Source organism: Stenotrophomonas sp. NPDC077421 (assembly GCF_049545505.1).
Classification (GTDB): Bacteria; Pseudomonadota; Gammaproteobacteria; order Xanthomonadales; family Xanthomonadaceae; genus Stenotrophomonas; species Stenotrophomonas nematodicola.
On sequence record NZ_JBMWDP010000018.1, the window covers coordinates 24,003 to 41,296 of the forward strand.

The window sequence follows — 17,294 nt, forward strand, 5'->3', positions numbered from 1 at the left end:
TCGCCGTTTGCGCACGGCTGACGCCGCGCCCACACTGGGTCGTGCCGCCCTACGATGTTCCCCATGTCCGCCTCGCCCGCCTTCCACCTCCGCAGCTACGGCACCACCTCCAGCGTGGACCGCCACGACTTCCTGCAATGGGTGCTGCCGGTGCGCGGCGATCTGGCGTTCGAGCTGGAGGGCAAGGGCGTCATGCTGGACCGGGTGCTGGGCGCCTGTGTGGTGCCCGATGCCGGTCATGCGCAATGCGCGCGGGGCGACAACCGCTTCCTGATCGTGGACTGCCCGCAGGCGCTGCTGGACGATGATGACCTGCAGGGGTGGCGGCGTCAGCCGCTCTTGGCGCTGTCGCGGCCGGTGCGCGCGCTGGTGGACGAGGCCGTTGCGCTGGGCGATGCACAGGGGCGGGTGGCGGCGTCGGTGGCGCGGCGCGGACTGCCGCTGCTGCTGCAGTCGTTCGGGCGGGCCGGCGGGCGCGCACGCCTGCATGCGTTGTGCGCCGCCATCGATGCCGAGCCGGGGCAGGCGTGGCCGGTCGCGCGGATGGCGGCGCAGGCCGGTGTCAGCGGCAGCCGGCTGCATGCGCTGTTCCGCGAGGCGTTTGATCTGACGCCGCAGGCCTGGGTGGCAGCCAGCCGGCTGCGCTGGGCGCGTGCGCAGTTGGCCGGAAGCGATCTCCCGATCGCCCAGATCGCGGTGCAGGCCGGGTACTCCGAACAGAGTGCGCTGACCCGGGCATTGCGCCGCGAGTGTGGCGTCACGCCGACCGACGTGCGGCGCAACGCGCGGCAGTAGTTCCGGTCAAGACGGACAGGCGCGGCGTGCCTACACTGCCGCGTCCAGACTCTGCAGGGCCGCCACAGGCGCATGAATCGATCGATCGGATGGGGTATCGCCAATGGCATCGCAGCCGGTGCGCTGTGGGGCGTGGTGTTTCTGGCGCCGGCGATGCTGGCCAGCTTCCGCGCCGACCAGCTGTCGGCTGGCCGCTATCTGGTGTATGGGCTGATTGCGGTGGTGTTGCTGGCGCCACGCTGGCGGCAGCTGCGCGGCCGCCTGGGCATGGCCGAGTGGCGGGGCCTGCTGTGGCTCAGCCTGGCCGGCAACCTGGTCTACTTCCTGCTGCTGGCCACTGCCGTGCAGTGGGCCGGTGGCGCGGCGGCATCACTGATTGTCGGCCTGATTCCGGTGGTGGTCACCCTGGCCGGCGTACGCGAGGAGGGCGCAGTGCCGCTGCGCAGGTTGGCACCGGCGCTGCTGCTGTGCCTGTGCGGGGTGGCGCTGGTCGGCTACGAAGCGCTGCAGGCCGAACATGCGGAGGGGTCGGCCGCGCAACGTCTGCTCGGCCTGCTGTGTGCGATTGGCGCGCTGTTCTCGTGGGCGGTGTACTCGATTGGCAACAGCCGCTGGTTGGCGCGTCGTCCCGACCTGAGCGGGCATGACTGGTCGTTGCTCACCGGCGTGGCGACCGGTGCGCTGGCCCTGCTGCTGGTACCCACTGCCTTCTTCGCCGGGACGCCCGCGCACCCGCCGGCACAGTGGGGCCTGTTCTGGCTGGCCAGCGCCGGTGTGGCGGTGGTGGCCTCGGTGCTGGGCAATGCCTGCTGGAACCGGGCCAGCCGGCATCTGCCGCTGACGCTCACCGGGCAGATGATCGTGTTCGAGACCCTGTTCGCGCTGCTGTACGGATTCGCCTGGCAGCAACGCTGGCCCACGCACATGGAGGCGGTGGCGATCGTCTGCCTGGTCTCCGGCGTGCTGTTGTGCGCGCACGCGCATCGGCCGCCGCGGGCGGTGGCCGAGCACGCCGGCTGACCGCCAGGCCGCACGCTGCAAGGATGGTCACATTCGCAACCGTTTCGCCGAGGTTGCGTGGCGTTGGCCGCATCGGCTTTTTTGCAACGCAGCACTTGACAGTCGCGGGGCCGGCGTAGTTTTCTTGCCGCATGGACCTGCGTACCGCCACCGCCCTGACGTCGCTTCCCGCCTCTGCGGGTCGCCCGGTCGCGGCTGCCGGTACCACCACCATTACCACCGTCACCACTCGCCTGGTGCGGCCCGTCGTCTTCGCGTAATTTCCGAAAACCACGGCCCCGCACCCAGATCAGGTTGCGGGGGATGCCTTCAGCCTGAATGACGCGGGGCCTCGAATCGAGGTCAGCATGTCTTCTGCCGCCGTTCCCCCCTGTTCCGACGAAGCCCCTGTTGCTGCCGCGCCGTTGCGCGCGGTCACCGCGACCGTGGTCCACAAGTTCGGCGGTACCTCGGTCGCCGATGCCGAGCGCTACCGCCATGTCGCGCACCTGCTGCTGGCGCGCGAGGAGGCGACCCAGGTCACCGTGGTGTCGGCGATGAAGGGGGTCACCGACGCGCTGATCGCCCTGGCCGGGCTGGCCGCCGACAACGCGCCCACCTGGCGGGACCACTGGCACGACCTGCGCGCGCGGCACCGCGGGGCGGCCGTGGCGCTGCTGGGCGAGCATGCCGGTGCGACCGTGGAATGGCTGGATGCGCGTTTCGACCAGTTGGCCGAAGTGCTGGGCGCGCTGGCAGTGATCGGTGAGCTGCCGGCCGAAGTGCTCGACCGGGTGCAGGGCCTGGGTGAGGTGTACTCGGCGCATCTGCTTGGGCACTACCTTCAGGCTTCCGGCGTGGCGTGCGAGGTGCTGGATGCGCGCGACGTGCTGGTGGTCGACCGCGGCGAACTGGGCGTGGATGTGGACTGGGCCGTCAGCGCCCAGCGCCTGCAGCAGTGGCGGGTGGCGCACCCGGCTCCCCGCGTGGTGGCCACCGGCTTTGTCGCTCGCGATCGGCGCGACCGCGTGACCACTCTCGGCCGCAACGGCAGCGACTACTCCGGTGCCATTTTCGCCGCGCTGTTCAATGCCGATGAACTGCACATCTGGACCGATGTGGATGGTGTGCTGTCGGCCGATCCGCGCGTTGTCCCCGAAGCCGTGCAGCTGGAGGCGCTGAGCTACGACGAGGCCTGCGAACTGGCCTATTTCGGCGCCAAGGTGGTGCATCCGCAGACGATGTCGCCGGCCATCGAGCGCGGCTTGCCGATCATCATCCGCAACACGTTCCGGCCCGATCATCCGGGGACGCGGATCACGGCCGAGCGCACCGCGTCCGGCCCGATCAAAGGCCTGACACTGAGTCCGGATCTGGCGGTGCTGAACCTGGAAGGCACTGGCCTGATCGGCGTGCCGGGCACCGCCGAGCGCGTGTTCGCGGCACTGCGCAACGCGCACGTATCGGTGGTTATGATCTCGCAGGGCTCGTCCGAACACTCGATCTGCTGCGTGGTCCGGCAGGCCGAAGTGGCCCGTGGACGCGATGCGCTGCTGCACGCGTTCGCCCATGAGCTGAGCCTGGGCCAGGTGCAGCGCGTGCAGGTCACCGACAACGTGAGCGTGCTGGCAGCGGTCGGCGACGGCATGGCCGGGCAGCCCGGCGTGGCCGCGCGGCTCTTCGAGTCGCTCGGCCGCGCGCAGGTCAACATTCTGGCGATCGCGCAGGGCTCGTCCGAGCGCAACATCTCGGTGGCGGTGGACAGCCGGCACGCCACCAAGGCGCTGCGTGCGGCACACGCCGGCTTCTGGCTGTCGCCGCAGACCTTCGCGGTCGGCGTGATCGGCCCCGGCAACGTCGGCGCAGCGCTGCTGGACCAGTTGCAGGGTGCGCAGGCGTCGTTGCTGGGCCGGGCCAACCTGGACCTGCGGCTGCGCGCGGTCGCCTCGCGCAGCCGGATGCTGCTGGATCCGCGCAGCCTGCAGGGGCCGTGGCGCGAGGCGTTGTCGGCCGGCGGCGTGCCCAGCGACCTGGACGCCTTTACTGCGCATCTGCTGTCGGCGCACCTGCCGCATGCGGTCATCATCGACTGCAGTGGCAGCGCAGACGTTGCCGACCGCTACGCCGGCTGGCTGGCGGCCGGCATCCACGTGGTCACGCCGAACAAGCAGGCCGGCGCCGGCTCGCTGGCGCGCTATCACGCCATCCGCGACGCCGCCGCCGCCAGCGGTGCTCGCTTCCGCTACGAAGCCACGGTCGGCGCCGGGCTGCCGGTGATTACCACGCTGCGCGACCTGGTCGATACCGGCGACGAAGTGCTGGCCATCGACGGCATCTTCTCCGGCACGCTGGCGTGGCTGTTCAACAAGTACGACGGGCAGGTACCGTTCTCGGCGCTGGTGGAGCAGGCGCGCGGAATGGGCTACACCGAGCCGGACCCGCGCGATGATCTGTCCGGTGTCGACGTCGCGCGGAAGCTGGTGATCCTCGCACGCGAAGCGGGGCGCGAGCTGAGCCTGGCGCAGGTGCAGGTGGAGAGTCTGGTGCCCGAAGCGCTGCGCCAGACCAGCGTGGAGGGTTTCATGGCCGGGCTTGGCGCAGTGGATGCGGTGTTCGCCGAGCGCCTGGCGCAGGCGCGGGCGCGCGGGGCGGTGCTGCGCTACGTGGCGCGGCTGTCGGCGGAGGGCGCGGCGGTGGGGCTGGTCGAACTGCCGGCGGGGCACGCGTTCGCAGGCCTGCGGCTCACCGACAACGTGGTGCAGTTCACCACGCGCCGCTACTGCGACAACCCGCTGGTGGTGCAGGGGCCGGGGGCCGGGCCGGACGTGACGGCGGCAGGCGTGTTCGCCGATCTGCTGCGCGTGGCCGCCGGTGAAGGAGCGCGCCTGTGAGCGCAGGCACGGACCAGGCCCGGGCGTTCTCACCGGCGTCGGTCGGCAACGCGGCCGTCGGCTTCGACATTCTCGGCCATGCCATTGCCGGCATAGGCGATACCGTGACGGTGCGGCGGATCGATGCGCCCGAGGTGCGCATCGCGGCCATCCGCGGCACCCCGTTCGACCTGCCGTTGCGCGCCGAAGACAACACCGCCGGAGCCGCCCTGATCGCGCTGCGCGAGGCACTGGCGCTGCCGTTCGGTTTCGCGGTGGAGATCGACAAGGGCATCGCGCTGGGCTCGGGCATGGGCGGTTCGGCCGCATCGTGCGTGGCCGCGCTGGTGGCCGCCAACGCGCTGCTGGCGGTGCCGCTGGCGCGCGAGGCGCTGTATCCGTTCGCGTTGACCGGCGAGGCGGTGGCCAGCGGTGGCCGCCACGGCGACAACCTTGGCCCGATGCTGCTGGGCGGGGTGGTGCTGAGCACGGCCGACCGGCTGGTGCCGGTGCCGGTGCCGGCGGGGTGGCACAGCCTGCTGGTCCATCCCGAGGCGGTGCTGGAAACCCGGCGCGCACGCGCGGCCCTGCAGGGCGCCTATGCGCTGTCGGAGTTTGTCGCGCAGAGCGCCAACCTCGCGCTGGTCCTCAGCGGTTGCTACACCGGCGATGCGACGCTGGTGCGCGCCGGGCTGCGCGACGTGCTGGTCGAGCCGCGTCGTGCCGGGCTGATCGACGGCTTCCACGCCGCCCGCGATGCGGCGCTGGCGGCCGATGCGATGGGGGCGAGCATTTCCGGTGCCGGTCCCAGCGTGTTCGCCTGGTTCGAAGATGCCGCTGCGGCGCAGGCCGCGCAGGCGGCGGTGCAGCAGGCGTTCGCCAATGCCGGGTTCGACAGCCAGGCCTGGGTGTCACCGTTGAACGCGCCCGGCGCGCATCTGCTGTGAGCGCCGCGATCCTCTCCCTTTCCCCAGGATGTCCGATGAATTTCGTTTCCACCCGTCATGCCGCCCCCGCCGCTTCGCTGAGCCAGGCCATTGCTGCCGGGCTTGCGCCTGATGGCGGGCTGTACGTTCCCGCCCGACGTCCGGCACCGCAGGCATGGCGCGCCCAGGGCAGCCTCGCGCAGGATGCCGCAGCAGTGCTCGCCCCGTACTTCGCTGGTGATGCGCTGGCCGCGGCGCTGCCGGCGCTGTGCGCGCAGGCGTTCGATTTCCCCGCGCCGTTGCGCGCCCTGTCCACCCCGGGTGACCACGTACTGGAACTGTTCCACGGGCCCACGGCGGCATTCAAGGACTTCGGGGCACGCTTCCTCGCCGCCAGCCTGGCCCGGCTGCAGCGCGACCAGGCCCGCCCGTTGACGATCGTGGTGGCCACCTCCGGCGATACCGGGGCTGCCGTGGCGGCCGCGTTCCATCGCCAGCCGGGCATCCGGGTGGTGGTGCTGTATCCGGATGGGCGGGTATCGCCACGCCAGGCGCACCAGTTGGGCTGCTTCGGCGACAACATCCGCACCCTGCGCGTGGCCGGATCGTTCGACGACTGCCAGGCGATGGTCAAGCAGGCGCTGGGCGACCGCGCGCTGCAGGCGCAGGTGCCGCTGAGCTCGGCCAACAGCATCAGCCTCGGGCGCTGGCTGCCGCAGATGAGCTATTACGCGCACGCCGCGCTGGAACACCACGCCGCCACCGGGCAGGTACTGAACCTGGTGGTGCCCACCGGCAACCTGGGCAATGCGATGGCCGCGGTACTGGCGCGGTCGATGGGCCTGCCGCTGGGCCGGATCGCCCTGGCCACCAATGCCAATGATGTGCTGCCGCGTTACTTCCACGGCGCCGACTACGCACCCTCCGCCAGCGTGCAGACGGTGGCCAACGCGATGGACGTGGGGGCACCCAGCAATTTCGAACGGCTGCGCTGGTTGTATGCCGAGGACGACACGGCATTGCGGGCCGACTTCCGTGCCGATGCGATGGACGATGCGGCGATCCGGGCCCTGATCGCGCGGCGGTATGCGCAGGCGGGCGAGGTGTTCTGTCCGCATACGGCAACGGCGGTCGCCCTGCTCGAACGCCTGCGCGCGGAGGGGGTCGCGGGGGACTGGGCGGTGGCCGCCACCGCGCATCCGGCCAAGTTCGAGGGGGTGGTCGAGCCGTTGATCGGCCGTGCGCTGCAGGTGCCGCCGGCATTGGCCCGGCTGCTGCAGCGCCCGGCCAGCGCCGAACCCTGCGCGCCGGACTACGCCGCGTTGCGTGAGGTGCTGCTGCAGCCGTAACGCCCGTCAACGCCGGAGGGAGCCCGGCCGTGCGTCAGTACGTCTCGTCGGCCGACAGTTGGCGCAGCGCATCTTCGTCGAGGATCTCGACAGTGTTCAGATGGGGCAGGGCGATCAGGCCCTGCTGGCGCAGCTTGGTGAAGGTGCGGCTGACCGTCTCCATCGTCAGGCCAAGGTGGTCGGCGATGTCGCCGCGCCCCATCGGCAGGGTCACGCGTGTCCCGTCGCCCCCCAGCCGTGCCTCGCGCGCGGCCAGCCGCAGCAGGAAGTCGGCCAGCTTCTCGGCCGGTTGCAGACGGCCCAGCGCGAGCGCGGCGTCCTGCGCGGCATCCAGCTCCTGGCAGGCGCGCTGCAGCAGCTTGCGCTCCAGGTGCGGGAAGCGCGCGCGCAGGTCCTTCATCTGCGGCAGGGCGACCCGGCACACGCGGCTGTCGGCGATGGCCTCGATGTCATAGCGGTGGTGGTCGCTGCCGCTGAGGCCGAGATAGTCGCCCGGCAGTACGAAGCCGCTGATCTGACGGCGGCCGTCGGCCAGGGTGCGGACCAGGCGCAGCGCGCCGGCGGTCAAGGTATAGACATGATGGCGCGGCTCGCCGGCGCGCGCCAGGTTGGCACCCAGCGGCAGCGGCTGCGACACGGTGACCCGCTCCAGCGCCAGCACCTCGTCCGGCGCCAGCGCCGAGCACACCGCCAGATGGCGCACCGAGCAGTGCAGGCAGTCGCGCAGCGGCGAGCAGCCCGGCGTGGCAGGGTCTTCAACGGCGGAGAGGGCGTTACCGGGGTGAGGCCGGGTCATGTCGAACCAGGGAGCGGGGCCTGCCTATGATACGTCATGCGGTCGTTGGCCCGGGCCATGCCCGCCGGACGAGGTGCCGCCGCCCGGCTGCGGCTAGAATACGCAGCTCGCTCATCCCCCCGTTTTGCAGGAGTCCCGCAAGTGATCAAGCCCCGTACGCCGCCCGGCATCATGGAATTGCTGCCGCGTGAGCAGATCGCGTTCCAGCGCATGCTGGACGTCATCCGCCGCAACTACGAGCGGTTCGGGTTCCTGCCGGTGGAGACGCCGGTGTTCGAGCTGTCCGACGTGCTGCTGACCAAGTCCGGTGGCGAGACCGAGCGCCAGGTGTATTTCGTGCAGTCCACCGGCGCGCTGGCCAATGCGGCCGAAGCGGGCGACCGGAGCCTGCCGGAACTGGCCCTGCGTTTCGATCTGACCGTGCCGCTGGCGCGTTACGTGGCCGAGCACGAGCACGACCTGACCTTCCCGTTCCGCCGTTACCAGATGCAGCGCGTGTACCGCGGCGAGCGCGCCCAGCGCGGGCGTTTCCGCGAGTTCTACCAGTGCGACATCGATGTGATCGGCAAGGACAGCCTGAGCGTGCGCTACGACGCCGAGGTGCTGGCCGTGATCCACGCGGTGTTCGCCGAACTGAGCATCGGTGATTTCAGCATCCAATTGAACAACCGCAAGCTGCTGCGCGGCTTCTTCGAAAGCCTGGGCGTGGCCGATGGCGAACGCCAGCTGGCGGTGCTGCGCGAAGTGGACAAGCTGGACAAACGCGGCCCGGACTACGTGCGCGAGACACTGGTGGGCGAGGGCTTCGGCATTCCGGCCGGGCAGGTCGAGCGGATCCTGGCGTTCGTCGCGGTGCGCTCCAGCAGCCACGCCGATGCGCTGGCGCAGCTGGATGCACTGCTGGCCGACCCGGCCGCCAGCGACATGCTCAAGGCCGGCGTGGCCGAGCTGCGCGAGGTGCTGGAGCTGGTCAAGGCGCTGGGCGTGCCGGAGACCGCGTACTGCCTGAATTTCTCCATCGCCCGCGGCCTGGATTACTACACCGGTACCGTCTACGAGACCACGCTCACCGACCACCCGCAGATCGGGTCGATCTGCTCGGGCGGCCGCTATGAAGACCTGGCCAGCCACTACAGCAAGTCGCGTCTGCCCGGCGTGGGCATCTCGATCGGCCTGACCCGCCTGTTCTGGCAGCTCCGCGAAGCCGGGCTGATCGCCGGCATCGAGGACAGCAGCGTGCATGCGCTGGTGGCGCTGATGGACGACAACGGTCTGGCCCAGTCGCTGGACATCGCCCGCCGCCTGCGTGCCGGCGGCATCAATGCCGAAGTGCAGATGGAGCCGAAGAAGATCGGCAAGCAGTTCCAGTACGCCGCCAAGGCGGGCATCCGTTTCGTGGTGCTGGCCGGCGAGGACGAGCTGGCGCGCGGCGTGGTCGCGGTCAAGGACCTGCTGCGCGAGCAGCAGTTCGAGGTTGCCCGCGAGGAACTGGCCAGCGCCCTCCAGGTGGAGCTGGAACAGGCCAAGGTCATGCCGTGAGGCAGGCCGCGGCCGGGGCGCTGATGGCACTCCTGCTGACCGGGTGCCAGAGCGACCCGGCGCTGCACAGCCAGCGCATCGGGCCGGGACACTACCGGCTGGAGGCGGACCGCTGCCATGTTCTCCTCCCGGCGCCGCCGCGGCGGAATCCGCTGGAGCTGGATCTGGAAGCCCTCGCCGCGCGGACGTGCGGCGGCCGGGCCGGCCCGTTGGAAGCGCTGCAGCCCATTCCCAGCCGCCAGGGCAGTCTGTTCGGCGAATGCCTGCGCAGCGGCGCCCTGCGCGCCGAGGTGCGCTGCCAGCGCACCCCCCGGTAGAGCGGACCGTCGGTCGGCTTATCTGTCATCCGCCATCGTTCTTCGACCCCTCGGCACCGCCGCCCCCCGATACCCTGGCACCACGTCCGGTCGAGCCGCCCGTTGCTAGGCGGCGCTCCCGTCCGCCATCGCACCCCCTGAGCACCTACGCCCTGCGCGGCCCGCTGGCCAGCGCCCGGCGCTCCCCCACACCTGAATCCTTCCCGGTCCGCACCCGTCGGCGTTTGACCGCGGTCGTTTACTTGCGCTAATGTATTAGCGCGCTATTACATTCATACGATGAAACTACGCCCTATCCCCCGTGAAAAAGATGCCCAGGCCGACCTGTCGGCGCTGGCCCGCGCGTTCGCTGCGCTGTCCAGTCCGGCACAGGTGACCGCGTTCCTGCGCGACCTGTGCACCCCGGCCGAACTGGAGGCGCTGTCGGACCGCTGGAAGGTGGTGCCGCTGCTGCAGCAGGGCGTGCCGTATCGCGAAATCCATGAACTGACAGGCGTCAGCGTGACCACCACCGGCCGTGTCGCGCGTTCGCTGGAGCATGGACACGGCGGCTATGCCGCTGCCGTTGCCGCCACTGCGTCCACCTCCGAATCCACGTAGAGACCCTCCCCATGAGTGCAACCCAGACTGCCCCGGCACGCGACCGGCTGCGTATTGCCATCCAGAAGAACGGGCGGCTGGCCGAGCCTGCCCGCAGCCTCCTGACCGCCTGCGGGCTGAGCTGGCGGCAGAGCCGTGACAAGCTGTTCTGCTATGGCGAATCGCTGCCGGTGGACCTGCTGCTGGTGCGCGACGACGACATTCCCGGCCTGATCGCTGACGGCGTCTGCGATTTCGGCATCGTCGGCCGCAACGAACTGGACGAGCAGGGCGCCGCCCGTCGCCGGATCGGGTTGCCGCAGGCTTATCAGGCCCTGCGCGGGCTCAACTTCGGCCAGTGCCGGCTGATGCTCGCCGTGCCGGAGGAATGGGAGTGGCAGGGCGTGGCCACGCTGGCCGGCAAGCGCATCGCCACCAGCTATCCGGCGATCCTGGCCGACTGGCTGGAGGCGCGCGGCATCGACGCGCAGGTGGTGGAGCTGTCCGGCTCGGTCGAGATCGCCCCGCGCCTCGGCACGGCCGACCTGATCTGCGACCTGGTCTCCAGCGGCGCGACGTTGGCCGCCAACCAGCTGACGCCGGTGGAAACGTTGCTGGACAGCGAGGCGGTGCTGGCCGGTCCGGTGCGGACACCCGACGACGCGCGCGCCGGCCTGATGGCAATGCTGCTGCGCCGGCTCGATGCAGTGGTCAACGTGCAGGACAGCAAGCTGCTGATGTTCCGCGCCGCACGCGACCGCGTGTCCGAGCTGAGCCGGCTGCTGCCCGATGCCGATCCGCTGGTGCACCTGCCCGACGACGGTGGACACCTGCGCCTGCAGACCATGTGCCACGGTGCGTTGACCTGGCAGCGGCTGGAGGAGCTGGAGCGCGCTGGCGCCCAGGGGTTGATGGTGTTGAGCGTGGAGCGGTCGCTGGCATGAATCGTCTGCAATGGTCCCAATTGGATGCCGATGCCCAGGCGCAGGCGCTGCAGCGCCCCGTGCAGGCCGTAGCGGCACGCACCCGTGAATCGGTGGCGTCGCTGATCGCGGCGGTACGCGCCGACGGCGATACGGCGCTGCGCGAAATCAGCCTGCGCTTCGATGGCGTGGCCCCGGCAACCTTCGAGGTCGGCGAGGCCGAGTTCGCCGCCGCCGAGCGGGCGGTGTCGGCCGACCTGCGCAAGGCGATGAGCGAGGCCGCCGCACGCATCGCGATGTTCCACCAGGCCGGCATGAGCCAGGGCTATGCGGTGGATACCGCTCCCGGGGTGCGCTGCGAGCGCGTGGTGCGGCCGATTGGCCGGGTCGGCCTGTACGTGCCGGCCGGCAGCGCGCCGTTGCCGTCCACCGCGCTGATGCTGGGGGTGCCGGCGCGGTTGGCCGGGTGCCGCGAAGTGGTGCTGTGTACGCCGCCGCGCAGCGACGGCAGCGCCGATCCGGCAGTGCTGGTGGCCGCGCGCCTGACCGGGGTGCACCGCGTGTTCACGCTCGGCGGCGCACAGGCCATCGCCGCAATGGCCTACGGCACCGAGAGCGTACCGGCCTGCGACAAGCTGTTCGGGCCGGGCAACAGTTTCGTCACCGAGGCCAAACAGCAGGTGGCGCAGGACGGTGCGGCGGCCATCGACATGCCCGCCGGTCCCTCTGAAGTGCTGGTGATCGCCGATGCCGGCGCCAACCCCGCATTCGTCGCCGCAGACCTGCTTTCGCAGGCCGAGCACGGCCCGGATTCGCAGGTGCTGCTGCTCACCGATGATCCGGCCATGCTCGCCAGGGTGGCGGCGGCGGTCGACGACCAGCTCGGCCGCCTCTCGCGCGCGTCGATCGCGGTGCAGGCATTGCAGGCATCGCGCCTGATCCAGGTGGAGTCCCTGGCGCAGGCCTTCGAGATCAGCAACCGTTACGCGCCCGAACACCTGATCCTGGCGCTGCGCGAACCACGTGCCTGGCTGGACAAGGTCGAGGCGGCCGGCTCGGTGTTCCTCGGCGACTACACCCCCGAAGCGCTGGGCGACTACTGCAGCGGCACCAACCACGTGCTGCCCACCGCCGGCGCCGCGCGTGCCTACAGCGGCGTGAGCGTGGCCAGCTTCCAGAACCTGATCAGCGTGCAGTCGGCCACGCCTGCGGGCATCGCCGCGATCGGCGAATGCGCGCGCATCCTTGCCCGCGCCGAAGGCCTGGACGCGCACGAGAACGCGGTGACGCTGCGCATGGAGGCGGCCGCATGAACGCTGCCTCCATCCTGTCGCTGGTGCGCGACGATCTGCAGGCGTTTGCGGGCTACTCGTCGGCACGCAGCAGTGCGCTGGTGGGCGATGTGTGGCTCAACGCCAACGAATCGGCGTGGGCCAACCCGGCCGACGTGGCCGGTGGCGCGCGGCGCTATCCGGACCCGCAGCCGGCGGCATTGCGCGAGCGGCTGGCCGCTCTGTATGGCTGCGCGCCCGAGCAGTTGCTGATCGGGCGCGGCAGCGACGAAGCCATCGATCTGCTGGTGCGCGCCCTGTGCGAGCCGGGCCGCGACGCGGTGGTGACCACCCCGCCGGTGTTCGGCATGTACGCGGTGTGCGCGCGGCTGCAGAACGCGCCGCTGGTCGAAGTGCCGCTGATAGACCGCGGCGACGCGCTGGACGCCGACATCGACGCGGTGATCGCTGCCGCATTGGGCGGCAACGCCAAGCTGGTGTTCCTGTGTTCGCCATCCAATCCGGCCGGCAGCACGATCGCGCTGGCCGAGATCGAGCGTGTCGCGACGGCGCTGCAGGGCAGAGCATTGGTGGTGGTGGACGAGGCCTATGGCGAGTATGCGGAGCAGCCGTCTGCCACGACGCTGTTGAGCCGCCACGACAACATCGCCGTGCTGCGGACGCTGTCCAAGGCGCACGCGCTGGCGGCCGCCCGCATCGGCAGCCTGATCGCCGATGCCGCGCTGATCCAGCTGCTGCGCCGCTGCCAGGCGCCTTACCCGGTGCCGGCCCCCTGTGCGGATCTGGCATTGGCCGGTCTTGAGCCGGAATCCCTGGCCGTCACCGGCCAGCGCATCGCACAGGTCAAGGCCGAACGCGCGCGTCTGCAGGCTGGCCTGGCCGTGCTGCCCGGCGTGGTGCGCGTGTACCCCTCGCAGGGCAACTACCTGCTCGTGCGCTTTGCCGATGCACAGGTTGCGTTCGATGCGCTGCTCGCCGCCGGTGTGGTGGTGCGCGACCAGCGTGCCGCGCCCCAGCTCGGCGATGCGCTGCGCATCACCATTGGCAGCCCGGAGCAGAACGACCGCGTGCTTGCCGCCCTGATTGCCCGGAGGGCTGCCGCATGACCCCGATTCTGTTTGTCGACCGCGACGGTACCCTGATCGAGGAGCCAGCCGATTTCCAGATCGATGCCTACGAGAAGCTGCGCTTCGTCCGCGATGTGATCCCGGCGATGCTCAAACTGCGTGACGCCGGCTATCAGTTCGTGATCGTCAGCAATCAGGACGGGCTGGGCAGCGAAGATTATCCCCAGGCCAGCTTCGACGGCCCCAACGACCTGATGCTGCAGATCTTCGCCAGCCAGGGCATCGTGTTCCGTGACGTGCTCATCGATGGCACCTGGCCGCACGACAATGCGCCGACGCGCAAGCCCGGCATTGGCCTGATGCTGCCCTATCTGCAGGACCGCAGCATCGACTGGGCGCGCTCGGCGATGGTCGGCGACCGCCCCACCGACATCCAGTTCGCGCAGAACATGAACGTCCGCGGTTTCCAGCTGCGCACCGCACAGTTCGGCGGCGAGTGGGACTGGAACGGCATTGCGCACGAGCTGGCCGACGCGCCACGCCGGGCGACAGTGCAGCGCACTACCAGGGAAACCCGCATCCGCGTCGAGGTCGATCTGGACCGCGTCGCCGAACCGCAGATCCATACCGGTCTGCCGTTCTTCGACCATATGCTGGAGCAGATCGGCAAGCACGGCGGGTTCGCGCTGACCGTGCACGCCGAGGGTGACCTGCATATCGACGAGCACCACACCATCGAGGACACCGGTCTGGCCCTGGGCCAGGCCCTGCGCGAGGCGCTGGGCGACAAGCGCGGCATCGGCCGCTATGGCTTTACCCTGCCGATGGACGAGACCCTGGCCAGCGCCGCGCTGGATTTCAGCGGCCGGCCGTACTTCGTGTTCGAGGGCGATTTCAAGCGCGAACGTGTGGGCGACATGCCCACCGAGCTGGTACCCCACTTCTTCCGCTCGCTGTGCGACGCGGCCGGGCTCAACCTCAACCTCCGCGTGCAAGGCGACAACGACCACCACAAAGTCGAGGCGTGCTTCAAAGTACTTGCGCGCGCCCTTCGCCAGGCCTTGCCACGGCAGGGCAGCGCGATGCCCAGTACCAAGGGGGCGCTGTGAGCGAAATCGCCCTGATCGATGCCGGCGGCGCCAATCTCGGCTCGGTCCGTTATGCGCTGGAACGGCTTGGCGCGCGCGTGCGACTGGTGCGCGACGCGGCCGGCCTGCGCGGCGTGTCGCGGGTGATTCTGCCCGGTGTGGGTGCCGCGCCGCATGGCATGGCGCGCCTGCATGCGCAGGGGCTGGTGCAACCCCTGCGTGAACTGGAGGTGCCGTTGCTGGGCATCTGCCTGGGCATGCAGCTGTTGTTTGAAGGCTCCGAAGAAGGCCATGTCGAGTGCCTCGGGCTGCTGCCCGGCGTCGTCCGCCACCTGCATCCGGCCACCGGGATCCGGGTGCCGCACATGGGCTGGAACCGCCTGCTGCCGCTGCGCGATGCGCCGCTGATGCACGGCGTGGCCGATCGTGCCAGTGCCTACTTCGTGCACAGCTACGCCGCGCCATTGAACGAACACACCGTGGCAGCATGCGACCACGGCGGCCTGTTCGCGGCGGTGGTGCAGCGCGGCCGCCACAGCGGCGCGCAGTTCCATCCCGAACGGTCGGCCGCCACCGGTGCCCGGATCCTGCGCAACTTCATCGAGAACGCCTCCCCATGAGTTTCATCGTCTATCCCGCACTGGACATCCGCGACGGCCGCGTGGTGCGCCTGCTGCAGGGGGATTACACCCGGCAGACCACCTATGGCGACGACCCGCTGCCGCGCGCGCAGGTCTTTGCGGACGCCGGCGCGAGCTGGATGCACCTGGTCGACCTCGACGCCGCCCGTGCCGGCGGCTACACCCTCTCGCCCCTGCTCACGGCGATCACCGCGCAGACCGGGCTGAAGGTGCAGACCGGCGGGGGCGTGCGCTCGCGCGAGGATGTCGCCCGCCTCCTGCAGGCGGGCGCTGCCCGCGTGGTGGTCGGCTCCGTGTCGGTACGCCAACCGGATACGGTGATCGGCTGGCTGCGTGAGTTCGGCGCGGAGCGGCTGACGATCGCACTCGATGCCCGGCAGGCCGACGACGGCCGCTGGCTGCTGCCGGTGCACGGCTGGACCGAGACCGCCGACGTGACCCTGGATGCACTGGCCCAGCGCTATGCGCAGGCCGGCATGCGCCACCTGCTGTGCACCGACATCGCCCGGGACGGCATGCTGTCCGGGCCGAACATCGCGCTGTACCGGCACCTGTCGACGCTGCTGCCCGGCGTGGCCGTGCAGGCCTCCGGCGGCGTGCGCAGCGCCGCCGATGTTGCCGAGGCCAAGGTGGTGGGCTGCGGTGGCGCGATCCTGGGCAAGGCGCTGCTGGAAGGGCGCATGAGCCTGGCGGAGGCGCTGGCATGCTGAGCCGCCGGCTGATTCCCTGCCTGGACGTGCGCGACGGCCGCGTGGTCAAGGGCGTACGCTTCCGCGATCACGTGGACATGGGCGACATCGCCGAGCTGGCCCTGCGCTACCGCGACCAGGGCGCTGACGAGCTGGTGTTCTACGATATCGGGGCCAGCCCGGAGGGCCGTGCGGTCGATGTGGGCTGGATCGAGCGCATTGCACGTCTGATCGACATTCCGTTCTGCGTCGCCGGTGGCATCAGCGACGTGGAGACCGCCCGCCGCGTGCTGTATGCCGGCGCCGACAAGATATCGATCAATTCGCCGGCGCTCGGGCGCCCGGCATTGATCGAGGAACTGGCCGACGCCTTCGGCGTGCAGTGCGTGGTGGTCGGCATCGATTCGGTCCGCGAGCCTGATGGCCAATGGCGGGTGCGCCGTTTCAGCGGCGACCCCGACAAGACCCAGGCAGTGCCGATGCGCACGCTGGACTGGCTGGTGGAGGCACAGCGCCGCGGTGCCGGCGAGATCGTGCTGAACTGCATGGACAGCGATGGCGTGCGCCGCGGCTACGACGTGGCCCAGCTTCGCCAGGCACGCGCGTTGTGTCAGGTGCCGCTGATCGCGTCCGGCGGCGCCGGGGACATGCAGCACTTCGCCGACGTGTTCGACCAGGCCGACGTCGACGGTGCGTTGGCCGCCAGCGTGTTCCACAGTGGCGCCATTGCCATTCCCGCACTCAAGCAGTTCCTGCGCGAGCAGCAGATCGAGGTCCGTGATGTCTATTGACGTATTCCCCTCCCGCGAGGCGCTGGCTGCACTGGATTGGGCCAAGGGCGACGGCCTGCTGCCGGTGGTGGTGCAGGACGCCGATACGCTGGCCGTGCTGATGCTCGGCTATGCCAATGCCGAATCGCTGGAGCTCACCCTGGTGACCGGCCACATGACCTTCTACAGCCGCAGCCGGCAGCGGCTGTGGACCAAGGGCGAGTCGTCCGGCAACGTGCTGGCGGTGACGGCCGTGCGGGTGGACTGCGACAGTGACAGCCTGCTGGTCAGTGCACGCCCGGCGGGACCGACCTGCCATACCGGCGCCGAAAGCTGCTTCGCGCAGGCGCCCGGCAGCTTCCTCGGGCGGCTGGATGCGCTGGTGCGGCAGCGCGCGCAGGACCGTCCGGCCGGCAGCTACACCACCTCGCTGTTCGAGGCAGGCACCCGTCGCATTGCCCAGAAGGTGGGCGAGGAGGGCGTGGAAACCGCGCTGGCAGGTGTGGTGCAGGACGATGCGGCGCTGCTCGGCGAATCGGCGGACCTGCTGTTCCACCTCACCGTGCTGCTGCGTGCGCGGGGACTCGGGCTGGAGGATGCGGTGGCGGTACTGGCCGCACGGCACGCGGCCTGAGCGTTGAACCGGTGCGTTTA

At 70.4% G+C, this 17,294-nt stretch carries 17 protein-coding genes; 16 read left to right on the forward strand and 1 reads right to left on the reverse strand.

Annotated elements, in window-relative coordinates; translation table 11 throughout:
- The first annotated feature begins 63 nt into the window (after positions 1-63).
- The 5 genes from ACPEH1_RS11515 (at position 64) to thrC (ending at position 6,939) form a co-directional block, all read left to right on the forward strand.
- Positions 64-795, forward strand: a complete 732-nt coding sequence (locus ACPEH1_RS11515) for a helix-turn-helix transcriptional regulator (protein ID WP_136003952.1) — start codon at positions 64-66, stop codon at positions 793-795.
- 72 nt (positions 796-867) lie between these two features.
- Entirely contained in the window at positions 868-1,815 is a 948-nt protein-coding gene (locus tag ACPEH1_RS11520; protein ID WP_136003954.1) for a DMT family transporter, read from the forward strand.
- Between the two features lie 347 nt (positions 1,816-2,162).
- Positions 2,163-4,685, forward strand: coding sequence for a bifunctional aspartate kinase/homoserine dehydrogenase I (gene thrA, locus ACPEH1_RS11525; RefSeq protein WP_168355619.1), 2,523 nt, complete (start codon positions 2,163-2,165; stop codon positions 4,683-4,685).
- Complete coding sequence (locus ACPEH1_RS11530; RefSeq protein WP_313273878.1) at positions 4,682-5,611, forward strand: homoserine kinase; 930 nt, start codon at positions 4,682-4,684, stop codon at positions 5,609-5,611. The genes thrA and ACPEH1_RS11530 overlap by 4 nt, the downstream gene beginning before the upstream one ends.
- A 35-nt stretch (positions 5,612-5,646) precedes the next feature.
- A complete protein-coding gene (gene thrC, locus ACPEH1_RS11535) occupies positions 5,647-6,939 on the forward strand; it encodes a threonine synthase (protein ID WP_153164223.1) in 1,293 nt (430 codons plus the stop codon).
- A 34-nt stretch (positions 6,940-6,973) separates the two neighbouring features.
- Here thrC and ACPEH1_RS11540 read toward each other — a convergent pair whose 3' ends face one another.
- Positions 6,974-7,735, reverse strand: a complete 762-nt coding sequence (locus ACPEH1_RS11540) for a Crp/Fnr family transcriptional regulator (protein ID WP_423715810.1) — start codon at positions 7,733-7,735, stop codon at positions 6,974-6,976.
- Between the two features lie 141 nt (positions 7,736-7,876).
- Here ACPEH1_RS11540 and hisS point away from each other — a divergent pair, with 141 nt between their 5' ends.
- From hisS to hisIE, 11 genes are all read left to right on the forward strand, one after another.
- Entirely contained in the window at positions 7,877-9,274 is a 1,398-nt protein-coding gene (hisS, locus tag ACPEH1_RS11545; protein ID WP_017355820.1) for a histidine--tRNA ligase, read from the forward strand.
- A gap of 23 nt (positions 9,275-9,297) precedes the next feature.
- Positions 9,298-9,591 carry a hypothetical protein gene (locus ACPEH1_RS11550; protein WP_017355821.1) on the forward strand — a complete coding sequence of 98 codons (294 nt, stop codon included), beginning with the start codon at positions 9,298-9,300 and terminating at the stop codon, positions 9,589-9,591.
- 279 nt (positions 9,592-9,870) lie between these two features.
- On the forward strand, positions 9,871-10,191 hold the full coding sequence (locus ACPEH1_RS11555) for a YerC/YecD family TrpR-related protein (RefSeq protein WP_017355822.1): 321 nt from the start codon (positions 9,871-9,873) through the stop codon (positions 10,189-10,191).
- 11 nt (positions 10,192-10,202) lie between these two features.
- On the forward strand, positions 10,203-11,114 hold the full coding sequence (gene hisG, locus ACPEH1_RS11560) for an ATP phosphoribosyltransferase (protein ID WP_017355823.1): 912 nt from the start codon (positions 10,203-10,205) through the stop codon (positions 11,112-11,114).
- Positions 11,111-12,406: a histidinol dehydrogenase gene (hisD, locus tag ACPEH1_RS11565; RefSeq protein WP_153164222.1), complete on the forward strand. Its 1,296-nt coding sequence runs from the start codon at positions 11,111-11,113 to the stop codon at positions 12,404-12,406. Before hisG ends, hisD begins: the two co-directional genes overlap by 4 nt.
- Positions 12,403-13,491: a histidinol-phosphate transaminase gene (hisC, locus tag ACPEH1_RS11570; RefSeq protein ID WP_166472912.1), complete on the forward strand. Its 1,089-nt coding sequence runs from the start codon at positions 12,403-12,405 to the stop codon at positions 13,489-13,491. Before hisD ends, hisC begins: the two co-directional genes overlap by 4 nt.
- Complete coding sequence (gene hisB / locus ACPEH1_RS11575) at positions 13,488-14,561, forward strand: bifunctional histidinol-phosphatase/imidazoleglycerol-phosphate dehydratase HisB (RefSeq protein ID WP_423715811.1); 1,074 nt, start codon at positions 13,488-13,490, stop codon at positions 14,559-14,561. Before hisC ends, hisB begins: the two co-directional genes overlap by 4 nt.
- Positions 14,558-15,160: an imidazole glycerol phosphate synthase subunit HisH gene (gene hisH / locus ACPEH1_RS11580; protein ID WP_017355827.1), complete on the forward strand. Its 603-nt coding sequence runs from the start codon at positions 14,558-14,560 to the stop codon at positions 15,158-15,160. Before hisB ends, hisH begins: the two co-directional genes overlap by 4 nt.
- Entirely contained in the window at positions 15,157-15,891 is a 735-nt protein-coding gene (hisA, locus tag ACPEH1_RS11585; protein ID WP_017355828.1) for a 1-(5-phosphoribosyl)-5-[(5-phosphoribosylamino)methylideneamino]imidazole-4-carboxamide isomerase, read from the forward strand. The genes hisH and hisA overlap by 4 nt, the downstream gene beginning before the upstream one ends.
- Positions 15,885-16,661, forward strand: a complete 777-nt coding sequence (gene hisF / locus ACPEH1_RS11590; RefSeq protein WP_017355829.1) for an imidazole glycerol phosphate synthase subunit HisF — start codon at positions 15,885-15,887, stop codon at positions 16,659-16,661. The genes hisA and hisF overlap by 7 nt, the downstream gene beginning before the upstream one ends.
- The gene (gene hisIE, locus ACPEH1_RS11595) at positions 16,651-17,274 is read left to right on the forward strand and encodes a bifunctional phosphoribosyl-AMP cyclohydrolase/phosphoribosyl-ATP diphosphatase HisIE (RefSeq protein ID WP_017355830.1); all 624 of its coding nucleotides are present in this window, start codon (positions 16,651-16,653) and stop codon (positions 17,272-17,274) included. The genes hisF and hisIE overlap by 11 nt, the downstream gene beginning before the upstream one ends.
- Positions 17,275-17,294: the final 20 nt, after the last annotated feature.

Coding starts and splice junctions, on each gene's coding strand:
- ACPEH1_RS11515 (WP_136003952.1), top strand. CDS start 64: ATGTCCGCCTCGCCCGCCTTCCACCTCCGCAGCTACGGCACCACCTCC.
- ACPEH1_RS11520 (WP_136003954.1), top strand. CDS start 868: ATGAATCGATCGATCGGATGGGGTATCGCCAATGGCATCGCAGCCGGT.
- thrA (WP_168355619.1), top strand. CDS start 2,163: ATGTCTTCTGCCGCCGTTCCCCCCTGTTCCGACGAAGCCCCTGTTGCT.
- thrC (WP_153164223.1), top strand. CDS start 5,647: ATGAATTTCGTTTCCACCCGTCATGCCGCCCCCGCCGCTTCGCTGAGC.
- ACPEH1_RS11540 (WP_423715810.1), bottom strand. CDS start 7,735: ATGACCCGGCCTCACCCCGGTAACGCCCTCTCCGCCGTTGAAGACCCT.
- ACPEH1_RS11550 (WP_017355821.1), top strand. CDS start 9,298: ATGGCACTCCTGCTGACCGGGTGCCAGAGCGACCCGGCGCTGCACAGC.
- ACPEH1_RS11555 (WP_017355822.1), top strand. CDS start 9,871: ATGAAACTACGCCCTATCCCCCGTGAAAAAGATGCCCAGGCCGACCTG.
- hisG (WP_017355823.1), top strand. CDS start 10,203: ATGAGTGCAACCCAGACTGCCCCGGCACGCGACCGGCTGCGTATTGCC.
- hisD (WP_153164222.1), top strand. CDS start 11,111: ATGAATCGTCTGCAATGGTCCCAATTGGATGCCGATGCCCAGGCGCAG.
- hisC (WP_166472912.1), top strand. CDS start 12,403: ATGAACGCTGCCTCCATCCTGTCGCTGGTGCGCGACGATCTGCAGGCG.
- hisB (WP_423715811.1), top strand. CDS start 13,488: ATGACCCCGATTCTGTTTGTCGACCGCGACGGTACCCTGATCGAGGAG.
- hisA (WP_017355828.1), top strand. CDS start 15,157: ATGAGTTTCATCGTCTATCCCGCACTGGACATCCGCGACGGCCGCGTG.
- hisF (WP_017355829.1), top strand. CDS start 15,885: ATGCTGAGCCGCCGGCTGATTCCCTGCCTGGACGTGCGCGACGGCCGC.
- hisIE (WP_017355830.1), top strand. CDS start 16,651: ATGTCTATTGACGTATTCCCCTCCCGCGAGGCGCTGGCTGCACTGGAT.